A 22,655-nucleotide genomic window follows, 5' to 3' on the forward strand; every position below is an offset into this window, starting at 1 on the left:
AGGTTAGAATAATCCCTCATTTATTTTGACCTTTTGAAATCGTTATGTCTGTCAGTGCGTCTAAACAATCATTGTTCCCCTTTAGCTTACCCAAACTCACCGGCCACCGCTCTGACTGGGGCTATTTAAACCTCACCGAGCAGGCCTGGTGCATCAGTCAATTGTTGGCGCAACATCATGGATTAATTGTCTGCCTGTGCCAAGATAGTGCGCAAGCTCAAACCCTCACGGAACAGCTGACGATTTTTTGTGCACCCGATCAGGCAATTATTAATTTACCCGAGTGGGAAACCCTGCCCTATGATCGCTTCTCGCCGCATCAGGATATTATCGCGAGCCGCTTAAGTAGTCTTTACCAGCTTCCACAACTCCAGCAAGGCTGTCTGGTTATTCCAATAAACAGTTTGGTACAGCGGCTAGCGCCAACAGACTATGTGCAACGCCAAAGCCTACAACTTGCTGTGGGCGACACACTTGATATTAGCGCGTTTTTAAGCCACCTTGAGCAAGCTGGCTACCAACGGGTCAACCAAGTAATGGAGCCTGGCGAACTTGCAGTTCGCGGCGCACTCATTGATCTTTTCCCTATTGGCAGCCAAGCACCGATTCGTCTAGACCTGTTTGATAACGAACTTGAAACAATTCGTTTATTTGACCCAGACACCCAAATTAGCCAAAGCCAGATTGAACAGATTAATCTGCTCCCCGCTAAGGAATACGATTTCTCTGAAGAGGGTATTCGCCAATTCCGTTTGCAAGCGCGTGAAATTTTTGGTGGCGATGTACGCACCTCTCAACTCTACAAAACAATCAGTGACTATCAAAACCCGGGCGGCCTTGAATACTACTTACCGATGTTTTTTGAACACACGGCTACTCTGTTCGATTATCTACCTGCCAACACACTCTTTATTGAACATGCTGAGCTAGAAGCGGCATTGGAGCATAACTGGCAAGATTATCTTGAGCGCTATGAAATCGGGCGCCATGATAACCAACGTCCACTGTTACCGCCACAAAGTTTGCTGATGGAGAACCAGGCCTGCTTTGCGGCACTTAAACACTATCACCGCATTCGCATGCACACCAATGAACAATCGCGTCCGGTGACGCAATTAAATGTACAGTTTGATAACTTGCCGCTGCCTACTTTACAGATTAATCATCAAGTTAAACAACCGCTTGCGCCGCTGCAGGACTGGTTAAGCAGCCTTGCCAAACCGGTGATTATTTGTGCCGAATCCTTAGGGCGTCGTGAAGCTTTATTTAAACTATTGCGCCAACATGCGCTCGACGTTGAAATTATTGATCAGGCACTGCCAGGTCATCTAAGTCTGGTCGATTTACAGCCTTCTCATGGTTTAAATCTGGCGGTTGCGCCGGTTATAAACAGCAGTCATAGCAGGCCTGTTTGTTTGATTGCCGAATCCGCGTTATTAGGTCAGCGTGTTGAACAAAAACGTCGGCGCAAAAAAGGCCATCAGGATTTTGATCAGGCCATCGCCAATCTAATTGAACTCGAAATCAACAGCCCGATTGTGCACTATGATCACGGTGTCGGGCGTTATCAAGGTTTACAAACCCTAGAGATTCAAGGCGAAAATCGTGAGTTTATGGTGCTGGAATATGCCAACCAAGACAAGCTTTACGTACCGGTTACCTCGCTGCACCTAGTCAGTCGCTATACCGGTACGTCTGCCGAGCATGCCCCTTTACATAAATTAGGCACCGATAAATGGGATAAAGCCAAACGCAAAGCGGCTGAAAAAGCCCGTGATGTGGCTGCCGAACTATTAGAAATTTATGCCAAACGCGCCGCGCAACAGGGCATGGCATTTGAGCTCAGTGAACAAGCCTATCAACAATTCTGTGCCGCCTTTCCGTTTGAAGAAACCGACGATCAACTTGAAACCATTGCGCAGGTTGTAGCCGATATGCAATCCCCTAGACCCATGGATCGTTTAGTCTGTGGCGATGTCGGCTTTGGTAAAACCGAAGTGGCTATGCGAGCCGCCTTTGTGGCCGCTTACGCCGGTAAACAAGTCGCGATTTTGGTACCAACCACCCTGCTGGCTCAACAACACTTTGAAAGCTTTCGTGATCGCTTTGCCGAATGGCCGGTTAATATTGCCGTGTTATCTCGTTTTCAGACCGCCAAAGAACAAACACTCACCCTAGAAAAACTTGCCGAGGGTGGCATCGACATTATTATAGGCACTCATAAACTGATTCAAAAGGATGTCAAATTTAACCGGCTTGGCCTATTAATTATTGATGAAGAACATCGCTTTGGTGTGCGGCAAAAAGAGCAACTAAAAAAATGGCGCACCCAAGTAGACATTCTAACCATGACCGCGACGCCCATTCCGCGTACACTCAGTATGGCGATGAATGCGTTACGTGACCTGTCTATCATTGCTACACCACCGGCTAAACGTTTGTCAGTGCAAACTTTTGTGCAGGCCTGGCAACCCCAAACCGTTCGCGAAGCCTGTTTGCGAGAACTACGCCGCGGCGGTCAAATCTACTTTTTATTTAATGAAGTCGATAAGATTGACCGAATGGCCGATGATCTCGCGACACTGATTCCTGAAGCCAAGGTCGCGGTTGCCCATGGCCAAATGAATGAGCGCCAACTCGAACAAGTCATGCAGGATTTTTACCATCGCCGCAGCCAAATACTGGTGTGTACGACCATTATTGAAACCGGGATTGATGTCCCCAACGCCAATACGATCTTAATCTACCGTGCGGATAAATTTGGTTTGGCGCAACTGCATCAGTTACGTGGTCGGGTGGGCCGGTCACATCACAAAGCCTATGCCTATATGCTCACCGGTGAACCCAACAGCCTGACCGATGATGCGCGCAAACGCCTGGATGCCATTGGCAAGCACGACACCCTGGGCGCCGGCTTTATGCTCGCCAGTCACGATTTAGAAATTCGTGGCGCCGGTGAACTACTCGGTGAAGGTCAATCAGGGCAGATTCAAGAAGTTGGCTTTGGCTTGTATAATGAGTTATTAGAGCGAACGGTTAAAGCGCTCAAATCAGGCAAGCAACCCGCGTTAAGCCTAGAGCTCGATGCGCATTGCGAGGTCGATTTGGGCAGTGCGGCACTGATTCCTGAAGATTACCTAGCCGATATACACACGCGATTGGTTTTCTATAAACGCATTGCTAGCGCTGAAACCGATGCCGAGTTGCACGAGCTTGAAATCGAGATGATAGATCGTTTCGGGCTATTGCCCGATCAAGTTAAAACCCTATTTAGTGCCACCAAAATTAAATTGCTTGCGCAACCGATGGGCATCATCAAAATTGATGCGAGTACCCAAATGGTACGCATCCAATTTAATGCGCAACCGACCATTGCTGCTGATCGTCTGATTCAGCTGATTCAAACCCACCCACAGCGCTATAAGCTGAAAGGCCAGGTAGAATTAAAGATTTTTGATAAGATGGAATCTGTTGAAAATCGGGTTAAACAACTGCAATTTACCCTTAGCCATTTAAAGCCCGTTTAAAGCCATGCTAGCACTTGATTAATGAGAATATAATCCTATGCCATTTCTATCGCCTTATCACCGCTTGCTTACACTGATCAAACCGCAAGGCTATTGGGTCCTATTGCTGTTTGCCGGCCTCTTTTTTTTAACACCTAACCCAGCGCAATCGCAAAACACGCCGCAGGTTCACGTTGAAATTATTATTTTTCAAAGTTTGGCACAACGTGGCTGGACAGAAGAGTATTGGCCTTTAACGCCAGGCCTGGTGCTAGAAAACAATGTCAATCGTTTGGGTAATTTAGAGACCACACCTTGGGCGACCCCAGTCGCAGCTGAAGATTTGCAGCTTGCAGAGGAACGCAGCAGAATGACAACCGACCGTGGTTATGATGTATTAGCGCATATTGCCTGGCAACAACCCGCCTTTAATAGAAACACAGCACAACCGCTAATTATTGATAGCCAGTTGCAAAAACGCCGCCACGAAACCGCACCCATCTATGGTCAAGTACGCGCTTATCAAGAACGCTTTAACCATGTTGAAATCAAATTAGAGCTAGATAGACGTATTCCGGTGCGACTGCGTGAACGCTTTGCCGAGCACCAAGGCATAGCACTTGAATTCCTACCAGACAGTTGGACTTTTATGATCGATGAATCGAGACGAGTAAGACCGGGTGAACTCCATTATGTCGACCACCCGTTATTTGGCGTGTTGATTCATGTCAGCCGCGTTACTCAACCTGAGGGTTAATGGGTAGCTGAAGCTGGCCCACTTATGAGCAGGCCTGGTTGTTAAGCACCGCGTTTAGCATCGGGCAAAATTAAATTAAGTTCAAGCACCTCATAGCCGTTATCCGCATCCAACGAGATTTGTAAATTCTCTTCATCAATATCGACGTAACGACTAATGACCTCTAAAATTTCTTGACGCATTTTAGGTAAGTAATCGGGTGCTTTTGATTGTGATCGCTCATGTGCTAATAAAATTTGCAGACGATCTTTTGCGTGATTAGCCGAGCTTTTGCGATTTTGTCCGAGTAAATAATCCAATAATCTCATGACTACTTCCCAAATAACTTTCTAAAAAGACTTTTATGCTCAACGGTTAAAAAACGCTGTGGTTTCTCTTCACCCAGAAAACGCGCGACGATATCTTTATAAGCCTCGGACGCATCTGTCCCTTCTTGTAAAATGACGGGCGTACCTGCATTCGAAGCCTGTAATACATCTTGTGACTCTGGAACAACACCCAATAAGTCCACGCTTAATAGTTCAACGACATCGTTCATCGCTAGCATTTCACCTGCCTCAACACGTGCTGGATTGTAACGCGTTAACACTAAATGTTCTTTAACCGCCTCACCTAATTCAGCGCGACGTGATTTAGCCTGTAAAATGCCCAAAATACGGTCAGAATCGCGCACTGAAGAGACTTCTGGGTTAGTAACAATGATGGCTTCATCAGCAAAATACAGTGCCAACTGAGCGCCCTTTTCAATACCGGCAGGCGAATCACAAATTATAAAATCAAAACCATCTGCTTTTAGCTCGTCAATAACGCGTTCAACACCTTCTTGAGTTAATGCATCTTTATCACGCGTTTGTGATGCAGCGAGGACATATAAATTTGGTGTTTTCTTATCTTTAATTAAGGCTTGTTTAATCGTCGCTTCACCCTGAACAACATTAACGAAATCGTAAACAACGCGACGTTCACAGCCCATAATTAAGTCTAAATTGCGCAAACCCACATCAAAGTCGATCACAGCAACCTTATGACCACGAGCCGCTAAACCAGCTGAGACGCTCGCGCTTGTTGTGGTTTTACCCACGCCTCCCTTTCCAGAAGTCACTACAATGACACGTGCCACATCTACTCCTTCATCAAACATCAATAAATAAATATTAAAAAAAACTAGCTTAAAATCTCAAAACGAACATTTTCGTCCACTAAATAAATTTCAACGGCTTGGCCACGATATGCAGGCGCAATGTCATCAGCTAGTAAAAAGAAACCAGCAATACAGACTAGTTCCGCATCGAATTTCTGCACAAAAATGCGTGCATTTACATTACCGTTGCTACCAGCAAAAAGTTTGCCACGCATCGCACCATAAACATGGACATGACCATCGGCAATAATTTCAGCGCCTGGGTTAACACTCCCTTTAATCACAAGATCGCGATCTTTGGCCACAATTTGTTGGCCAGAACGCACCGCTCCGCGCACCATCATTGCGGTTTGTGGTAACGATTTGGCTTCAGCATCAACAACTGGTGCAGCCGAATCTAGCGCCTTGTCAACATGCGGTTTATCTTTTGGATCAAACACCGCTAACCCGGCATAGTTTGCTTGCTCTATCACGCCCTTTTCTTGAGTACGCACGCCAATCGGCACAAGTTCTTGTTGATGTAAAAACTCGACTAGCAAAGCCAGAAACATCGGGTCTTCAATAGTGACATCTAACTCAATGACAATTGGTAGACCTTTAAAAAAAGCAGGCGCTTTACTTGTTGTGTCTGCTAAAGCTTGCGTTACTTGATCAATATCAGCACTCGCTACCTTTAAAATAGATAACGATAGTACTGAGCCTTTAAGACTAACAGGTTGGGGCATGATTTCTCTCTTTATTTAATCCGCATCACAAGACTCAACCAGTGATACGCTGACACCATGACGTTGCATAAACTGGCTGATTTGTTTATCAAATAGACCTATTTTTTCGAATTTGTGCCCGCCACCTACCGCACGATGAATCGATGCCCCTTGCAAATAACTTAATGCGCGTTTCGGGTCTAACACCTCATCATCCATTTGCTGTAATAACAATACACTTTGGAGAGTGCGTTCAGACGGCTGCGCCATAAAATAAGGTTCCAAAGCTTTGCAAACTTCAGCTGTCCAGATAAAACGTTGGTCTTGACTGGTCTGATCAGTCACATCACCAAGAGGCGCCAAAGGTGGAATAGCCGGATTAATCAGTACGGCCGGAATCTGAAACTTTTCCGCTAAATATAAGGCATAAAATCCACCCAATGACGCGCCGATAAGCCCCACCGGCTGAGTTTGTGTTTCTAACCACTGCTCTAGCGTATTGATAGCTAACGATATGTTGTCCGGCAAGGAAGGACAAAAAACCTGGTTGGTGCCAAAGGTTCGCTTGAAGTGTCTCGCTTTAAAACTCAAACCATTTGATTGATAACCATGAATATATGCTAGCACGCCATCCCTCCTAAAACTCTAACCAAGCATCCAATACATACCAAATAATATATCCGCCATACATCACCACAAACACGCCGCTTAATAACGTAATAGGACGTAAACCTTTAATGCCTTTTTGCTCTGGTAACGCTTCGCCCCGCCACTGCATTTTCTTACGTTCCCATTTGTACTTTATAAACCAAACGAAAAAAACAATAACCAGCAGCAAACCCAAAAACTTAAGCATTTAGCAGGCCTGCTATTTTGACACGCACCTTATCAAGCTGCGACTGGGTATCAACGCCAATACCCGCATCTTTTAAAGCATCTAATACCAGGATAGGCTCACCCTGCCACAAAACGCGTAATTGCTCTAAACGCTCAAGCATTTCAAGCTCACAAAGCGGCCATTTTATATAGCGTTCTACAAATCCAGCGCGATAGGCATAGAGGCCAATATGACGGCGATAAGGCCAAGTTGGCCATTGTTTGGGCTCTTGTGCAAATTCATCTCGCGCCCAAGGCATGGGGGCACGACTAAAACTCATGGCAAAGCCCTTAGCGTTGGTCACCACTTTCACCGCATGCGGACTAAACAAAGTGTCTAAATCTGTTATGGGTTCCGATAGGGTCGCCATTTCTACATCATGCCGCCCCATTAAGGCATGCGCAACCTGGTCAATCAGCTCCGGCGGCAGCAAAGGCTCATCACCTTGTAAATTAACAATCACCTCATCGCAGGGAAGGCAAAGTCGCTCAATCACTTCAGCAATACGCTCTGTACCCGATTCATGACGATCTGAGGTTAAACAAACCTCGGCACCCATGGCTAAGCAGGCCTGCTGAACTTCAAAGGATTCAGTAGCGACTACCACCCGAGTTGCGGCGCTTTTAATGGCATTTTGCCACGTCCAATACACCATCGGTTGGCCGGCGATATCCAATAATGGCTTACCCATCAAACGGGTCGAGGCATAACGAGCAGGAATAATGACAGTAAAAGCCATAGCACTAGCCTTTTAACTTGCGATAATGTTCAGCTTCCTCAGCACTAATCACTCTAGCTTCGTCCTCTAACATCACCGGAATATCGTCACGAATCGGATAAGCAAGGTTAGCGGCCGTCGCGATCAGCTCTTGTTTGTCTTTATCATAATAGAGCTTGGTTTTAGTTACCGGGCATACCAAAATATCGAGTAGATTGGGATTTAAACTCATAGCATTCCTCGCCTTATTGACTGATATTAACGAACGAATCGTGGATCTTGCCTAATGGCCTGTAACAGGTTTGCGGCAAAATCATCGGCCATCTTGACCTCTACAGGGCATACCCACCAATTCGATCGTGCAAATTTTTGACATTTTACCGCATCTTTACTGGTCATAAGCAAGGGTTTTGCCGGATCAAAGCAAGCAAAGTCTTGTTCAGTAAAAGGATGATGATCACTAAACGAATGGGGTTCGATAGCTAACCCCGCCTGGGTAAGTGCAGCAAAAAACCGTTCAGGATGTCCCATTCCAGCCACCGCATAGACAGGCTGACCTATAAAGTCGGTTAATTTTTGCGTCTGATTCGGTTTTGTTAAAGCATAGGCATCGCCGAGCTGCAGCTGAAAATCAAAGCAACGCGGTCCCTCTTTAAGCCAGGCGGGTGGTGTGCAGGAAACATCGGACAAAGACCTATTAAATAACACAAAATCAATGTCTTGCAGCCGATCTAAGGATTCACGTAAGGGTCCAGCAGGTAAACATCGGCCATTACCAATACCCGCATTGGGGCGACTCGCATCAAATACAACCAGTTCCAAATCACGCGCCAAACCATAATGCTGCAAACCATCATCACTAATCACAATATCAACCGGCTCGATGGCTAGCAGGCCTGCTAAGGCTGCGGCGCGATCTCGACAAACCACAATCGGATTATCAAAGGCTTGTGCCAACATTAAAGGTTCATCGCCAACTTGAACAGGATCACTGACAGGCGTGACCCGCTCCGGCTGATACCGCGTTGCACTAGCGTAACCTCGGGCAATCACGCCGACTCGCCAACCTTGCGCTTGAAACAATGGAATCAGCCAACTGATTAACGGTGTTTTACCACTACCGCCGACCACTAAATTACCTACCACTAATACCAATGGACTGGCTGGACTAGCCAGACCTTGACTCGTATCAGCTGCACGCTTCGCTTGCTTAAAACCTAGATAACGCTTAGTGGCTACCCTAGCAACCAGTGCCGCCAGAGGGCTAAGCAACCTACTACGCCAATCATCTTTAAGCCAAAAAGCAGGCCAACTCATCAGCAAATAACACACAAATTGGTTAAACGACTTTCGACCCTGGTTAAATTTTCCTGCGTGCCAAATAACACCAACACATCACCCGGCATGAGTATCGTATCGGGTTGTGGGCTTAAGTTGCGTTCACCATCTCGAACCAACGCATTTAGCTCAACTTGATCCCCTTCCAGGTCTAACTCGTCTAAACGCTTGCCAATCGCCGAACTGCCTTCGGTTAAGGCAATCGAATGCAAATATTCAGGCAAATTAATACAGTCGTTAATCTCCACCGTACTTCGAAACAACTCACGCATCATTTGATAGCGGTCAACGCGCGAGTCTTGCAAGGTTCGCGCGACTTTCGCTAGGGGCATTTTCAAAGCCAACATTGCATGTGAGCTCAACATAATGCCAGCCTCGAAGGTTTCTGGAATCACTTCAGTGGCTCCCGCACGACGCAGCTCTTCGACATGAATTTCATCACGGGTGCGAACTAAAATAGGCACTTCAGGGTTGAGTAATCGCGCTAGCTTTAAGGTTTTAAGTGTGGCCGGCAAATCATCATGGCAAATCAGTAACAGCTTCGCCTTTGGCACGCCTACCGCTTCCAGCACGGTTAAATCAGACGAATCCCCATAATAAACCGGCTCACCGCCCAAACGCGCTTCTTTAACCCGTCCAGCATCCATGTCCAAGGCCACATAATTAATTTTTTCTTTTTCAAGCATATGCCCGACAATCTGACCAATCCGACCATAGCCTGAAATGACCACATGCTCTTCAGAAGCAGTAGGCGCTAATTCCGAATCACTTGTCATTGCCAATATAGGTTTTCTTGGTTTAAACCAACTAGCAATCGTTTGATTATAACGAATTAAAAAAGGTGCCAAGATCATTGAGAATAGCACAGAAGTAAGAACAATCTGCGCCATGCGATCTTCTAGAATGCTGGCATCAATACCAATAGCCAATAAGGCAAAACCAAACTCACCCCCAACCGCTAAAATTAAGCCGGTGCGAATCGCGGTTTGCAAATCAATGCCAGACACTCTGACAATCAATGTAACTAATAAAATTTTAATCACAAAGATAGCTAAGGTGACCAGCAGGACTTCAACCCAAATATCGGGTAGCGAAAAAGGATTAAACAGCATACCAATGCTAATAAAAAACAAGCCCAACAGGACATCTTTGAACGGACGAATGGTCGATTCAACTTGATGTTTAAATTCTGTTTCCGCTAGCATCATACCCGCTAAGAAGGCCCCAAATGCCATGGATAGACCCAAACTCATGGTCGTCCAAGCCGCGACCAAGGACACAAACAACACAGTTAGCGTAAACAACTCCGCCGAATTACGTTGTGCCACCATGTGAAAAAATGGCTTAAACAAATAGCGACCTAAAAAGAACACTAATAAAAACGCCAACACCGCTTTTAATAATGCCCAACTTAAATCCATCGCCATGGCTTGCGTACTGGCAATCGCTAGCACAGGAATCACCACCACAAAGGGCACCGCGGTAATATCTTGGAACACTGACAGGGTTGTGCCTAAGCGACCATGACGCGTTTGGCCTTCGCCCTGCTCCGCTAGCTGTTTAATAATAATCGTACTGGATGACTGGGCAAACACCGCACCAATTACAAATGCGGCGATAGCGGGGACGCCCATTAACCACAAGATCACGGCGACCACTGCTGTCGTGAGTACAACTTGCGCGGTACCCAAGCCCAAAATCGTATGGCGTGACGCATAAATTTGCGCCATCGAAAAACTCAACCCGATAGTAAATAGCAGAAAGACAATACCAAACTCAGCAATCAGACGAATAAATTCTTCTTCAATAACCGGACCGGGCGTGTAGGAACCCAATAAGACACCTACAGCAAGATAGCCCAAACTAGCAGGTATCTGCAAACGCTTGAACAACAGAATAATAAAAACAGTTAACCCAAGCAGAATAATAACTTGGGTCAAGGTTTGTTCTAGCATGCTAGTTTGCCTCGGTGGCTTTGAAATGAATTATGTAAGATTCTAGCAAAAATAAGCCTATTAGCGCAGGCTTATTTCAGTGTTTAATTGAGCTTATGTTGCCGTAAAATAGCGTCTGCGCACCCATTTTTCCATTTCAACCAAAATAAACACCAACAAACCAAACATCAAGATACGAATCCAGTCTTCAGCCGCAATCGGCGTGGTTCCAAACAGCGTATTCATGAAAGGCGCGTAGGTAAATGCTAACTGCAACACCACCAAAGTACCCACTGCAATCCACATAGCCTTACTGCCAAACAAACCATCCATACTAAAAACATGCTGATCAATGTAGCGCAAATTAAATAGATAAAATATCTGACCCGCTACCAAGGTATTAATAGCGACTGTTCGGGCATATTCATCCATCACACCCTGCATATCCATATAAACGAAATGACCAAAGGTACCCGCCCACAGCAGTAATGCTACAAACGGAATTCGCCATAGCATTAATCCAGATAATAACGGCATATCAGGTCGGCGCGGATGGCGGCGCATCACGCCCGGTTCGGTAGGCTCAAAAGCTAACGCCATCGCCAGCGTGACCGAGGTCACCATGTTGACCCACAATACCTGCACCGGCGTCAAAGGTAATTGATGCGCGAGTAAAATCGCAAATATGATCGTCAAGGATTGACCGGCATTGGTGGGCAGCATGTGCAAAATCGATTTACGGATATTGTTATACACCGTTCGACCTTCTCTAACCGCACGCGCTATGGATGCAAAGTTATCATCAGCCAATACCATCTCAGACGCTTCTTTTGAGGCTTCAGTGCCTTTGCGCCCCATGGATATACCGACATCGGCTCGTTTTAGCGCCGGGGCGTCATTCACCCCATCACCGGTCATCGCAGTGACATGGCCTTGGGCCTGCAGAGCCGCCACCAACCGCAACTTATGTTCCGGGCTAGTACGCGCAAAAATATCTACCCGAGTGACCACCTCTTGCAAGGTCTGGTCATCCATTTGCTCAATCTCTTGACCTGTCACCGCAGTTTGACCATCGCCAATGCCAAGTTGCAAACCAATTGCTTTTGCAGTGGCGGCGTGATCACCGGTGATCATTTTTACCCGAATACCGGCTTGATGACATTCTGCGACGGCCTCAATCGCTTCTTCTCTTGGCGGATCAATAATGCCAAATAAATTGAGCAATATCGCCCCGTCTTGCACATCATTAAAGCCCAGCTCTAACTGGCTAGCCGGTACAGGTTTTACCGCAATCGCTAAAACTCGCTGCCCACGCTCCGCCAGTTTTTCCATTGCCTGATGCCAAAAATCCACATCAATCGGCACATCGCCCTGCTGAGTACGCTGCTGCTGACACATCGCCAGTATTTTTTCAGGCGCACCTTTGATAAAAATATAGCCCTGTTGCTCATGATCATGATGCAAAGTGGCCATGAATTTGTGATCGGATTCAAATGGAATCAAATCGGTACGAGGGCAGAGGCCCGCTTCCGTCTGCGGATCGAGCCCTACTTTCATTGCAGCCGCTAATAATGCCCCTTCAGTTGGATCACCATTAACCTGCCAATCGTCTTCTTTTTCAACCAACCAGCTATCATTACATAACAAGGCGCCCTTTAAACCCATCGCCAAGGCTGGTTCCAGTTGATCCTGTTCCAACATCTGTCCTGCCAGTTCAATACTACCCTGCGGTGCATAGCCTACCCCGGTAAGTTGATATTCATGATCAGCCGTCACCAAGGCCTGCACCGTCATTTCATTTCGGGTTAGGGTCCCGGTTTTATCAGAACAAATGGTGGTGACGGCACCCAGGGTTTCGACCGCTGGTAGACGGCGAATAATCGCGTTACGCTTAGCCATTTTTTGCACACCAATGGCCAGAGTAATGGTCATAATGGCTGGCAACCCTTCAGGAATGGTGGATACTGCCAAACTCACTGCCGCCAAAAACATCTCGGCCGCAGCGTAATCTCGCACCCAATACCCAAAAGCAAAAATGAGTGCCGATAAGAAAATGATAATGATCGATAAAATGCGCCCAAACTCGGCGGTTTGGCGCAACAATGGTGTCGAAATCGTTTCCACACTAGATAGCATGGCACTAATCCGACCAATTTCCGTTTGCTGACCGGTTGCAATCACCACGCCGCGCCCGCGCCCAAAACTGACTAGGGTGCCAGAATAAGCCAAGGATAATCGATCACCTAAAGAGGCACTGGTCGCGACCGGTTCAGTGCGTTTTTCGACTGGCACCGATTCACCGGTCAATACCGCCTCCTCAATACGCAAGCTGCGCGTATCAATCAAGCGCAAATCCGCTGGCACTTTATCCCCGGCTTGAAGTAAAACAATATCACCCGACACCAGTTGATCCGCTTCAACAGTTTGACGCTGCCCATTTCGCAACACCACCGCTTGGGGTGATAGCATATTACGAATGGCATCTAATGCCTGCTCAGCTTTACCTTCTTGCACATAACCAATACTCGCATTGATGAACACCACGGCCAAAATAACAAAGGTGTCCACCCAATGTTCTAAAAACGCCGTACCCACCGCCGCCGCGATCAAGATATAAATCAGGATATTATTAAACTGACGCAACAGCCGCACCAGTGGCCCGCTGCGTTGGCTGGTCTCGATGCGGTTCGGCCCAAACTCCGCCAATCGGTCTGCCACTTGCTCCGAACTTAACCCTTGCTCACTGCTATTAAAGTGCGCCAAGGCTTTATCAGCCTTATTAGCATGCCAATTAGATAGGTTATCATCCGGTTGTTTGCTAATTGCTGTCTGGGTCGATTCAGTCACAACCACTCCTAACTAGGGTTTTGAAGGCGTTCGCAAGCGGCGTTTTGTCATCTTCTGCGCAATAATGCTGTAACCCAATACCGTAATCATTGGGAACACCGAAGCAAATGCAATCAAACCAAAGCCATCCATTAAGATATTTCGGCCTTCAATATTGGTCGCCAGATAAATCCCAAACGCGGTAATCAACGGTACGGTAATCTCGGACGTGGTCACCCCACCCAAATCAAACGCAAAGGCATGCATTTCTTTCGGCGAGAAAAACACCAACACCACCACAAACGTATAAAGCAAGGTAATCAGCAACCAGATATCCATGCCGTGGACAATTTTATAGGTGCCGAGCAAAATACCAAAACCAACGCCTACCGCTACCAAGATACGAATCAAGGTCACGTTTAAACTCAGTTCTGAATATCTATCCGCCTGCTTAATCACCGCCACCAAAGCCGGTTCGGCCATGGTGGTACCAAAGCCGACCAAAAACGCAAACAACAGAATAAAGAACACACTATTCATATCTACCAGACTGCCGGCAATGGATTCACCAATTGGGAATAAGCCCAGTTTGATCCCTAGAATAAAGCCATAAAGCCCGATTACCAAGAATACAAAACCGATCACCACACGCGGCAAATTTGGTAAACGCTTACGTAATACCAAAAATTGGAAGATAAAAATCGTCGCTAATATCGGCAAGATATTTAAGAAGGTATCGAAAATGCCCGCTAAAATCGCCATAGGCGCAAAGTCCGCCAATGTATAGGCCTCTTCAATCGGTTTTTCATAACCGACACCCAACATGCTCAAGTCGTCGCCCAGCGCAAAAATACCATAGAGCTGAATACTGATCATCGGTGTAATCGCCGCCAGCGCGACAAAACCAAACCCATCACGCAATACACTGCGGCCACGAATCGAGGAGGCAATACCAATACCTATCGCGACAATCAGCGGAACCGTGGCCACATTGGTCGCCACCCCGCCGGAGTCATAGGCTAAGCCGATAATTTCTTTCGGGGTAAAAGCGGTAATGACCAATACGATAATGTAACCCGTAATAATGATCTTCGACACCGACCAGCCAAACAAAGCTCGCAAAATACCAAAGGCGGTAATCGCACCCACCGACGAGGCAATAATTAAGCGCAGAGTAAAGGCATCAATCGCCCCCTGGGTGATTTCTTCGGCTTGCAGCGCGACCGCGATAATCGCTGGTTCGGCGATTGAGGCGGAAAAACCAATCGCAAAGCCAAATAATACAAACAGCACCACCGAGCGCTTTTGCAGAAACTCGTTAGACAGCGAGTTCCCTAACGGAAACACCCCGACTTCTAGACCAACCAGGAAAAACGCCACGCCAATAACAACTATCGCAAAGCCTATCGCAATGGATATAACGTTATCCGGTACGGTTTGAAAAACCAGCAATTGAAAACCAATAATAATGATCAAAATTGGCAAGATATTGCGGGCAGACTCCAACAGTGCGTGTTGCAGTTGTTTTAGGATTTCGTTCATAACAACACTAGGCTTCTTCGACCATCGCTAACAAATAGTCACTTAAATCGGTGACACTCAACACTCCTTTTAACTCATTATTGTCACTGACAATGACGCGCTTGATATTGAGTTCAAGCATCATTTTGGCGGCATACTTCACATCAATTTCAGCTGATACCGAAAAAGCCGGCTTGTTATAAACATCAAATACATTCAATAGCTCAATATCGCCTTCTTCCACCAAAATAGCTTTCAGCACTTGTGAATTAGTGACAATGCCATAGGCATCACTCGCTGAACACTTCTCAACCACTAATGACTTTAAACCGTGTCGCTTCATCAACTGCATCGCCTCTTTTAGACTAGCATGAGGTTTAATAGTGATAACGTTGGTTTTCATCACGTCTTTGACGAGTACTTTAGGCATGCTCATTACAAACGTTCCTCTTGTTCAATATTGATTTCAAATTTACTTAATAATGCCTTATCAAGACCAACGATATGGTCAATTGGTGCTGTGAAAGCTAAGCCATCGTTATCCGGGCTTTCAAAATATTGCTTTAAGGCACGTAACACCTTTCTTGATAAGCCGTTTTCCAGCACAAACAATAAAATGGAACGGTTACCCTCAAAGGTTAACGAAAAAAAAGATTTATTTTCTTCAACGCCACTTCCTTTAGCTTCGATAATGGTTGCACCTGCTGCACCTGCCTCTTTTGCAAGCGCTTTAACTTCTGACTCACACTCAGCTGAGGTAATCACTACCAACGCCACAAATTTCATGCTTCACCTCTTAATGGGATTTTGATGTAAGGTTATTAACTTGACCTATTGAATTTTATAGCTTTTAACTAAAATTAATAGGCTAAAATAGAATTTTTATCATGGATCACAGGGCGCATGATACCAACGTTTGGCCCGTTCACGCCACAACTGCGGTACCAGGCACGCTTGGTTTAGGGTAAATTCTATCGCACCACTGCAAGTCGTATTCAGAGGCTTAGCTTGGGTATAACGCTCGGTTCGCGCTAGCACATCCGGGTGCGGCATTCCAAAGCGATTTCGAAAACCGGCACTAAAAATAATCCATTCAGGTGCGACGGCTGCTAAAAACTGCGGATCAGATGAATGACGTGAACCATGATGCCCAGCCACCAGAATATCCGCTTTGACCTCCTCTTCACCATAATAACGGACTAAGGCACGTTCATGTGCTCGCCCTAAATCACCGGTAATCAACACTACCTGAGCACCGCCCTGAACACGTAACACACAAGAGGCATCGTTATGATCCAACACCGGAAAATATCCAGGTGCGAGAATCCTAAACTGCACCTCATCCCAAATCCACTGCTGTCCAACTTGGCATAACGCAAAGTCATCCTGTTGATATTGCTCAGCCAAGCGCGCTGGTTCACCGGTTAAACGCAAAGCGAATGTTTGCTCACGACGCAAAGAGGCCACCCCACCGGCATGATCCAAATCCGCATGGCTTATAATTAAACCCTGACTATCTTTAACAGGTCGTTGTTTTAAAAAAGGCACAATCACTCTTTCGCCGGCATCACTATGGAGCCCAAAACGCGGGCCAGCATCATAAATAAGCCGATGGTTGCGAGTATCGATTACAACCGCTTGACCTTGCCCGACATCTAAAATGGTTACCCGTGCCTCACCCAGCCGAAGGGTCTCTTGTTTGATAAGGCCATTTTTATAATTAAACCCACTCACTAAGGCTACCAAAACAAGCACTAGGCCGGTTAGTATCCAGCGTGCTCGCCACCACCAGGCCTGCTGCTGACCGGCGACCCACAAAAACATCACGCTATAGAGCGCCACCACCTGCCACAAACTTGGCGGTGGCAGCCAGACTTCGCTATGCGGCCAGGCCGCCACTGTTTCCAAACCCCACCATAGTAGCCACCACAGGCTATCAGCCAGTCGGATTAATAGCCTTAACAGCCACTCTAAACCCGCATTACAGCAACTCAATAACTCTCCGAGTTCTGCCAAGGTCGCGGTCAGCAACACCAAGGGCAAACCAATAAAACTGACAAACGGCACCGCAACCAAATTAGCCAGCACACTGTAGGTAGGAAAGGCCTGATAAAACCACCACAAACCCGGGATTAGACCCAATGAAATAAGCCATTGTATTGACCAGGCCTGGTGAAGACTATGCGCAATAGGATGATGAGCAGCGGCTTGACGCGGTTTTCGAGGTAAGCCTAGCCATAAAAAAATAATCGCCACCGCTAAAAATGACAACCAAAACCCAGGTGCTAATACACTCGCCGGTTGCCAGAGCACAATAAGCCAGGCTGCTAATAACAATAATGGCCAGGGTTGACGTTTACGCCGCAATAACAAAAACACCAACACCACTAACACCATTAACCAAGCACGTTGCGTTGGTAGGGTAAAACCCGCTAAAACAGCATAGACGGTTGCGAACACCAAACCTACCGGCACCGCTATCCAGACCCGTGGCCAGCTATGCCACCAACCTAGCAGTCTCACACCGAACCACCAGATAATTGCCCCCAGTGCATAGCCCATGCCAGCCACCAGTGCCAGATGCAAACCGGATATCGCCATCAAATGAATCGTTCCGGTTGCGCGCATCACCTGCCACTGCGCTTCACTAATCGCACCACGATCCGCTAACAGCAACCCAGAATAAATCCCGGCAAACTCGGACTCTCCCCAGTGCTTGCGCATCCGCTGGGCTAACTCATCACGGTAGCGATGCCAACCCCAGGTTGCACCAAGATCCCACTGGCCGTCCTGCCAGGCTGCTGCATCCATGCGCACCCTAGCACGAGCCGCTAGATTTTGCTGTTTAACCCAAGTTTCATAGTCAAACCCACCCGGGTTACTTAAACCCCGCATTGGCTGCAATTGCACCTGCAAACGATAAATATGATCTGGCCGTAAATTGGGACAATCCCAACAACTTAATTGGACATAGCGTGGCCGTAGTCTATAGCGCACTTGCATTGCGCCATTTATCTCTTCAATCTGACGCACCGCAAACACCGCTTGCTGCTGGCTACGCCCAAAACGCGATTGCTCGGTGACTAGACTGACCAGCTGTCCCGTAATCATCGCTTGATCAGACACCGCTGTTAAGGGCAAAGGCGCTGTCCAACGCTCCACCAACACCAATGCCAGCCCTCCTAAAGCCAGCCCAATTAACCCTTGGCCTAGGCGTTGCCAATTAAAACTCTGTGCTAAAATACCCCACACTAAAAAAACCACAAAAATGACCGGTGATGGCAAGTGTGGCAGTTGAAATAACCATAGGGTGACGGCGATCCAGCCGAGGGCAAACCAAACAAACATGGCAAAAAAACTCTTTAAAAAATGGACACCTCATCCAGGTAAACTACTTGAGAAGCCAGGCTTGGCACGGATTGCGCATTGGTTACAAGAGCCCAATCTTTGGCACCTAAACCGCAGCTCTGTCGCCAAGGCTTTTTTTATTGGGCCTTTCTGGGCTGCCATGCCCATGCCTTGGCAAATGCTGGTCGCCGCCATCAGCGCCATTGGCCTTAAAGCCAACTTAACACTAAGTGTTTTACTGGTATGGATAAGTAATCCTATCACGATGGGACTCATTTGGTATTTTAATTATTGGTTAGGGTCGGTGCTTTTGGGCGAAGCGGCCAAGGAAAACTTAGCCTTTGAAATGAGTTGGGCCTGGATAGGCCACACCTTTGTCGCGATCTGGCAACCCTTAATGCTGGGTAGCTTGGTGGTTGGTATCAGTGCCGGAACATTGGGTTACTTACTGGTGCAACTGGTTTGGCAATTACAAGTGCGATTAAGTTGGCGCTCAAGACAGCGCCAACGGGAAGAACAAACCGATTATAAAAAGCCACGCGGTTAAGTCTAAAATTCACCCTTAACTGCGATTGCGTTAATCACTGTCGCTTGGCTTTTCATTCATCCGTTCTAATGCTTGCAGCAACTGACCGTTAAAGCTATGGCTAGGATAGTGACCTTCTTCGTTTAGCTCCCCGACTTCAAGATTGCTTAGTAAAGCCAGCCCTTCATCAACATGTTCAATGGCGTAAATATGAAACACGCCCTGATCAACCGCATCACGCACCTCAGCATTCAGCATTAAATGACGTAGGTTAGCCTGAGGAATGACCACACCCTGTCGTCCCGTCAATCCACGTGCTTTACAGACTTTAAAAAACCCTTCAATTTTTTCATTAATACCCCCAACAGGCTGAATCTCACCAAACTGATTCACCGAACCCGTCACGGCTAGATCTTGTCTCATAGGCACCTGAGCAATGGCCGACAGCAGCGCGTAAAGCTCTGGGGAAGAGGCACTGTCACCCTCAATACCATCATAGGTTTGTTCGATAACAATTGATGCACTAAAGCCAAGCGATCGATAACGCATATAACGACCACGAAGGTAACCAGACAAAATTAACATGCCTTTGGAGTGAATCGGGCCTGCCATTTCAATTTCGCGCTCTATATCGACAATACCATCATCGCCTGCTGAAGCTTGTGCAGTAATTCGCACCGGCTGACCAAAAGATTGGCGTCCTACAGTCATAACCGTCAAACCATTGACCTGGCCGACATGCTCTTCGGTTAAGGATATTAATACCTGTTGTTCGATGATAGCGCGATGGTAGTAGTCTTCCATTAACCCGGTATGAAAGTCACGCTGAGCAATAGTGGCTTCAATCGTATCTCGTGTGACTTGAAACTCACCCTTTGCGCGCGCAAATGCATTGGCTTCAGCTAACACATCACGCAAAATGGCTTTATTTGTGTATAGGCGGTTTTTGTCCTCAGCAAGACGAGAGGCATATTCTGTCAGGCGCTCATACGCCGACAGCTCGACAGGCAAGTCATCCCAATCGGCTACTTCACTCGCCAGCTGTTGCACAAGTGCCAACTCATGTTCAGGCGTTCGATCTAACTCCACCTCAAACTCCACCTGCACTTTAAATAAACGGCTAAACTGCGCATCAATTTCTTGTAAAGCGTAAAAATGCGCGGCCTGCCCGAAAAGTACGAGCGTAAGATTTAATGGGAAATCGGCTAAATGATAAGGCACCACGCTATTACTAGAGGGGACATCAAAACTCAACTGACGCGACATCAGCGCCGCTTTAAGGCTTGACCAAATTTCAGGATCTTTTAGTATCGATTCCATGCTAAGCATTAAAAAACCGCCATTCGCTTTTTGCAGCAGGCCTGCCTGGTGATTCATAGCCAAACCAAGGGTGTCGCCACCCAGACCTTGATGCCCAGATTGAATTGCATAACCGAACAGTTTTGGCAGGCTAGCATTCTGCTCATAAATAACTGGCGCATGTGCCAAGCCACGATGATCAACTAGCAAGTTGACATTAAACTGACTTAAATTTTGTTGCTGATCTGCAATCAGTTCTTCTAGCGAGGAAACAGAGCTAGCGCTGCCTGTATTGGATGTTGTGACCTGGTCTGCACTTTGATCCCAAAACAAATGCAGCTTTGCCAATACCGCTTGAGCTAAATCGTCTAGATAAGCCTGAACATTTTTACAGTCATAACGCGCTTTCAACTCCTTAACCAGCGGCATGACCTGCTCTTTAGCGACCTGCGTATTTAGCTCTTTTCCTTCCTCCATAAACTCATGCTGAATGGTTGGAAAACGGGTTAAACCTTCATTGAGTTTCGCTTCAACTAAATCAAGTGCTTCGGTATAACGAACTTGGTCATCAGCCGGCAAAGATTTAAGTTCTGCCAAACGCATCTTTTTGCCATCGACCACTGCATGTAACACAAAATTATTTTCTGTCTGCAAGATATCGATACTGAGTTGTTCAGCCAATTCGAAAGCCGGACGCAGCACCTCTTCTTGCTGGGCGGCCATTTTGCGCTCAAGCTGTTGCGAACGTAATTGATACCCATGTCCATCAAAGACTAACGGCAGTTGATGTTTAATCTGGGCAATAAACTGCTCTATAGCCACTTTAAACTCATGACCTTGACCGGCCGGAAAGTAAAGATAACGCGTTTTGGGCGACTCCTTTAAATCAGCCACCAAAACAACATCATCGGGCATGGGCTTTGCCGCTGCCGCTTTATTGAGCAAGGCTTTGGTCATACCAATACGACCCACACCGGGTTCACCCATAATAAAAATATGATTATGGTTACGTTTTAGGTGCAGACCAAAATTTAATGACTGATAAGCACGCGGGTGGAAGCGTTGCATAAAAGCTTCGGTGCTAATTTCATTTTGTTCAAATGCTTGTGCATCAATCTGGGTTTGACGATATAGTTGGTCTACACAAAGTTTTTGCATGCGAATGTCCACTCAATAAATAGGTGCGTATTGTATCAAACCCCCTTAGAGACGAATAAAGTTTTGACTAAACCCCCTTTAACACCGCTGCAACCGGTATATTGGGCCGGTTTAGGCACTTACCAGCAGGCCTGGATTAAGCGAGATGATCTTAATCACCCGGTTATACAAGGTAATAAGTGGCATAAGTTACGCTTCAATATTGTTGCAGCACAACAAGCCGGCTGTGCCGGCCTACTGACCTTTGGAGGCGCCTACTCTAACCATATTGCCGCGACAGCCACTGCCGCCTTGGCATTCAACTTGAAATCAATTGGCATTATTCGTGGTGATGAGCTAGCTAATCAGCAGCAGGCCTGGTCACCCACACTTAACCAAGCTGAGCTACAAGGCATGGCGTTGCACTTTGTTAGCCGCCAACAGTACCGATACCGTCACGATCCTGAGTGGTTGGCGCAGCTGCACAGTCAATACCCTGATTATTATTTCATTCCTGAGGGCGGCAGTAATGATTTAGCCGTTAGCGCGATGAGCGATGTGGTTCAACAAATTAATCAGCAATGCCCCGATTGGACCCATCTAGTCTGCGCAGTAGGCACCGGTGCGACCCTAGCAGGCCTGGCTAAAGCGGCACCGGACAAGCAGATATGGGGAATTGCTAGCTTAAAACAAGCCGAATATTTAATACCCCAAATTAAAGCTTGGATTGGCCAGCACCAGACTAATTGGCGGCTATTAAGTCAGGCTGGCAAGGTTGCGTTTCATGGTGGCGGTTATGGCAAAACCACGCTTGAGATTATGGCCACCCAACAGTCTTTTGAACAAACACATAAGTTACAACTCGAACCAATTTATACCGCAAAACTCATTTATGCCTTTGATACTCTGCTACAACAAGCCTGTTTTCCCGAACAGAGCAGAATCATTCTCTACCATAGTGGTGGGTTACAAGGTAGAACATCTGGATCGAACTAGCGATTAGGATCCAGGCGACAAAACCCT

The 22,655-nt window shown here is 46.8% G+C and carries 19 protein-coding genes; 4 read left to right on the forward strand and 15 right to left on the reverse strand.

The window, feature by feature from the left end:
• Positions 1–44 precede the first annotated feature (44 nt).
• Complete coding sequence (gene mfd / locus BM293_RS02775) at positions 45–3,527, forward strand: transcription-repair coupling factor (RefSeq protein WP_093446639.1); 3,483 nt, start codon at positions 45–47, stop codon at positions 3,525–3,527.
• A gap of 37 nt (positions 3,528–3,564) precedes the next feature.
• A complete protein-coding gene (locus tag BM293_RS02780; protein WP_093446640.1) occupies positions 3,565–4,263 on the forward strand; it encodes a CsiV family protein in 699 nt (232 codons plus the stop codon).
• A gap of 41 nt (positions 4,264–4,304) precedes the next feature.
• On the opposite strand, the gene minE is transcribed toward BM293_RS02780, so the two are convergent.
• From minE to BM293_RS02850, 14 genes are all read right to left on the reverse strand, one after another.
• Positions 4,305–4,571: a cell division topological specificity factor MinE gene (gene minE / locus BM293_RS02785; protein ID WP_093446642.1), complete on the reverse strand. Its 267-nt coding sequence runs from the start codon at positions 4,569–4,571 to the stop codon at positions 4,305–4,307.
• A 2-nt stretch (positions 4,572–4,573) separates the two neighbouring features.
• Positions 4,574–5,383: a septum site-determining protein MinD gene (minD, locus tag BM293_RS02790; RefSeq protein WP_093446643.1), complete on the reverse strand. Its 810-nt coding sequence runs from the start codon at positions 5,381–5,383 to the stop codon at positions 4,574–4,576.
• A gap of 44 nt (positions 5,384–5,427) precedes the next feature.
• Positions 5,428–6,129 (reverse strand): septum site-determining protein MinC, encoded by a 702-nt coding sequence (gene minC, locus BM293_RS02795; RefSeq protein ID WP_093446645.1) that lies wholly within the window; start codon positions 6,127–6,129, stop codon positions 5,428–5,430.
• 15 nt (positions 6,130–6,144) lie between these two features.
• Positions 6,145–6,735, reverse strand: coding sequence for a YqiA/YcfP family alpha/beta fold hydrolase (locus tag BM293_RS02800; RefSeq protein ID WP_093446646.1), 591 nt, complete (start codon positions 6,733–6,735; stop codon positions 6,145–6,147).
• 10 nt (positions 6,736–6,745) lie between these two features.
• A complete protein-coding gene (locus BM293_RS02805; protein ID WP_093446648.1) occupies positions 6,746–6,964 on the reverse strand; it encodes a hypothetical protein in 219 nt (72 codons plus the stop codon).
• The gene (gene kdsB / locus BM293_RS02810) at positions 6,957–7,724 is read right to left on the reverse strand and encodes a 3-deoxy-manno-octulosonate cytidylyltransferase (protein WP_093446649.1); all 768 of its coding nucleotides are present in this window, start codon (positions 7,722–7,724) and stop codon (positions 6,957–6,959) included. The genes BM293_RS02805 and kdsB overlap by 8 nt, the downstream gene beginning before the upstream one ends.
• Before the next feature lie 4 nt (positions 7,725–7,728).
• A complete protein-coding gene (locus BM293_RS02815) occupies positions 7,729–7,935 on the reverse strand; it encodes a Trm112 family protein (RefSeq protein WP_006459266.1) in 207 nt (68 codons plus the stop codon).
• Between the two features lie 26 nt (positions 7,936–7,961).
• Entirely contained in the window at positions 7,962–9,020 is a 1,059-nt protein-coding gene (gene lpxK / locus BM293_RS02820; RefSeq protein ID WP_093447840.1) for a tetraacyldisaccharide 4'-kinase, read from the reverse strand.
• A complete protein-coding gene (locus BM293_RS02825) occupies positions 9,020–10,996 on the reverse strand; it encodes a monovalent cation:proton antiporter family protein (protein WP_093446651.1) in 1,977 nt (658 codons plus the stop codon). Before BM293_RS02825 ends, lpxK begins: the two co-directional genes overlap by 1 nt.
• Before the next feature lie 93 nt (positions 10,997–11,089).
• Complete coding sequence (locus tag BM293_RS02830) at positions 11,090–13,822, reverse strand: cation-transporting P-type ATPase (RefSeq protein WP_093446652.1); 2,733 nt, start codon at positions 13,820–13,822, stop codon at positions 11,090–11,092.
• 12 nt (positions 13,823–13,834) lie between these two features.
• Positions 13,835–15,343 carry a DUF1538 domain-containing protein gene (locus tag BM293_RS02835; RefSeq protein WP_093446654.1) on the reverse strand — a complete coding sequence of 503 codons (1,509 nt, stop codon included), beginning with the start codon at positions 15,341–15,343 and terminating at the stop codon, positions 13,835–13,837.
• Positions 15,344–15,350: 7 nt separating this feature from the next.
• Complete coding sequence (locus tag BM293_RS02840) at positions 15,351–15,758, reverse strand: CBS domain-containing protein (RefSeq protein ID WP_093446655.1); 408 nt, start codon at positions 15,756–15,758, stop codon at positions 15,351–15,353.
• Entirely contained in the window at positions 15,758–16,108 is a 351-nt protein-coding gene (locus tag BM293_RS02845; protein ID WP_093446657.1) for a P-II family nitrogen regulator, read from the reverse strand. Before BM293_RS02845 ends, BM293_RS02840 begins: the two co-directional genes overlap by 1 nt.
• Positions 16,109–16,207: 99 nt before the next feature.
• On the reverse strand, positions 16,208–18,670 hold the full coding sequence (locus BM293_RS02850; protein WP_093446658.1) for a DNA internalization-related competence protein ComEC/Rec2: 2,463 nt from the start codon (positions 18,668–18,670) through the stop codon (positions 16,208–16,210).
• Between BM293_RS02850 and BM293_RS02855 the strand changes: the two genes are divergently transcribed.
• Positions 18,669–19,217, forward strand: coding sequence for a DUF2062 domain-containing protein (locus tag BM293_RS02855; protein ID WP_093446660.1), 549 nt, complete (start codon positions 18,669–18,671; stop codon positions 19,215–19,217). The two genes, BM293_RS02850 and BM293_RS02855, sit on opposite strands and share 2 nt — an antisense overlap.
• 30 nt (positions 19,218–19,247) lie before the next feature.
• On the opposite strand, the gene BM293_RS02860 is transcribed toward BM293_RS02855, so the two are convergent.
• Complete coding sequence (locus BM293_RS02860) at positions 19,248–21,653, reverse strand: Lon protease family protein (protein ID WP_093446661.1); 2,406 nt, start codon at positions 21,651–21,653, stop codon at positions 19,248–19,250.
• A 63-nt stretch (positions 21,654–21,716) separates the two neighbouring features.
• Between BM293_RS02860 and BM293_RS02865 the strand changes: the two genes are divergently transcribed.
• Positions 21,717–22,628 carry a 1-aminocyclopropane-1-carboxylate deaminase/D-cysteine desulfhydrase gene (locus BM293_RS02865; RefSeq protein WP_234968871.1) on the forward strand — a complete coding sequence of 304 codons (912 nt, stop codon included), beginning with the start codon at positions 21,717–21,719 and terminating at the stop codon, positions 22,626–22,628.
• The last annotated feature ends 27 nt before the right edge of the window (positions 22,629–22,655 follow it).

It is taken from the genome of Thiomicrospira sp. ALE5 (genome assembly GCF_900112445.1).
Taxonomy (GTDB): domain Bacteria; phylum Pseudomonadota; class Gammaproteobacteria; order Thiomicrospirales; family Thiomicrospiraceae; genus Thiomicrospira.

Coding starts and splice junctions, on each gene's coding strand:
- BM293_RS02805 (WP_093446648.1), bottom strand. CDS start 6,964: ATGCTTAAGTTTTTGGGTTTGCTGCTGGTTATTGTTTTTTTCGTTTGG.
- BM293_RS02780 (WP_093446640.1), top strand. CDS start 3,565: ATGCCATTTCTATCGCCTTATCACCGCTTGCTTACACTGATCAAACCG.
- BM293_RS02825 (WP_093446651.1), bottom strand. CDS start 10,996: ATGCTAGAACAAACCTTGACCCAAGTTATTATTCTGCTTGGGTTAACT.
- lpxK (WP_093447840.1), bottom strand. CDS start 9,020: ATGAGTTGGCCTGCTTTTTGGCTTAAAGATGATTGGCGTAGTAGGTTG.
- BM293_RS02845 (WP_093446657.1), bottom strand. CDS start 16,108: ATGAAATTTGTGGCGTTGGTAGTGATTACCTCAGCTGAGTGTGAGTCA.
- kdsB (WP_093446649.1), bottom strand. CDS start 7,724: ATGGCTTTTACTGTCATTATTCCTGCTCGTTATGCCTCGACCCGTTTG.
- minE (WP_093446642.1), bottom strand. CDS start 4,571: ATGAGATTATTGGATTATTTACTCGGACAAAATCGCAAAAGCTCGGCT.
- BM293_RS02840 (WP_093446655.1), bottom strand. CDS start 15,758: ATGAGCATGCCTAAAGTACTCGTCAAAGACGTGATGAAAACCAACGTT.
- BM293_RS02835 (WP_093446654.1), bottom strand. CDS start 15,343: ATGAACGAAATCCTAAAACAACTGCAACACGCACTGTTGGAGTCTGCC.
- BM293_RS02850 (WP_093446658.1), bottom strand. CDS start 18,670: ATGTTTGTTTGGTTTGCCCTCGGCTGGATCGCCGTCACCCTATGGTTA.
- BM293_RS02815 (WP_006459266.1), bottom strand. CDS start 7,935: ATGAGTTTAAATCCCAATCTACTCGATATTTTGGTATGCCCGGTAACT.
- minC (WP_093446645.1), bottom strand. CDS start 6,129: ATGCCCCAACCTGTTAGTCTTAAAGGCTCAGTACTATCGTTATCTATT.
- BM293_RS02855 (WP_093446660.1), top strand. CDS start 18,669: ATGGCAAAAAAACTCTTTAAAAAATGGACACCTCATCCAGGTAAACTA.
- mfd (WP_093446639.1), top strand. CDS start 45: ATGTCTGTCAGTGCGTCTAAACAATCATTGTTCCCCTTTAGCTTACCC.
- BM293_RS02860 (WP_093446661.1), bottom strand. CDS start 21,653: ATGCAAAAACTTTGTGTAGACCAACTATATCGTCAAACCCAGATTGAT.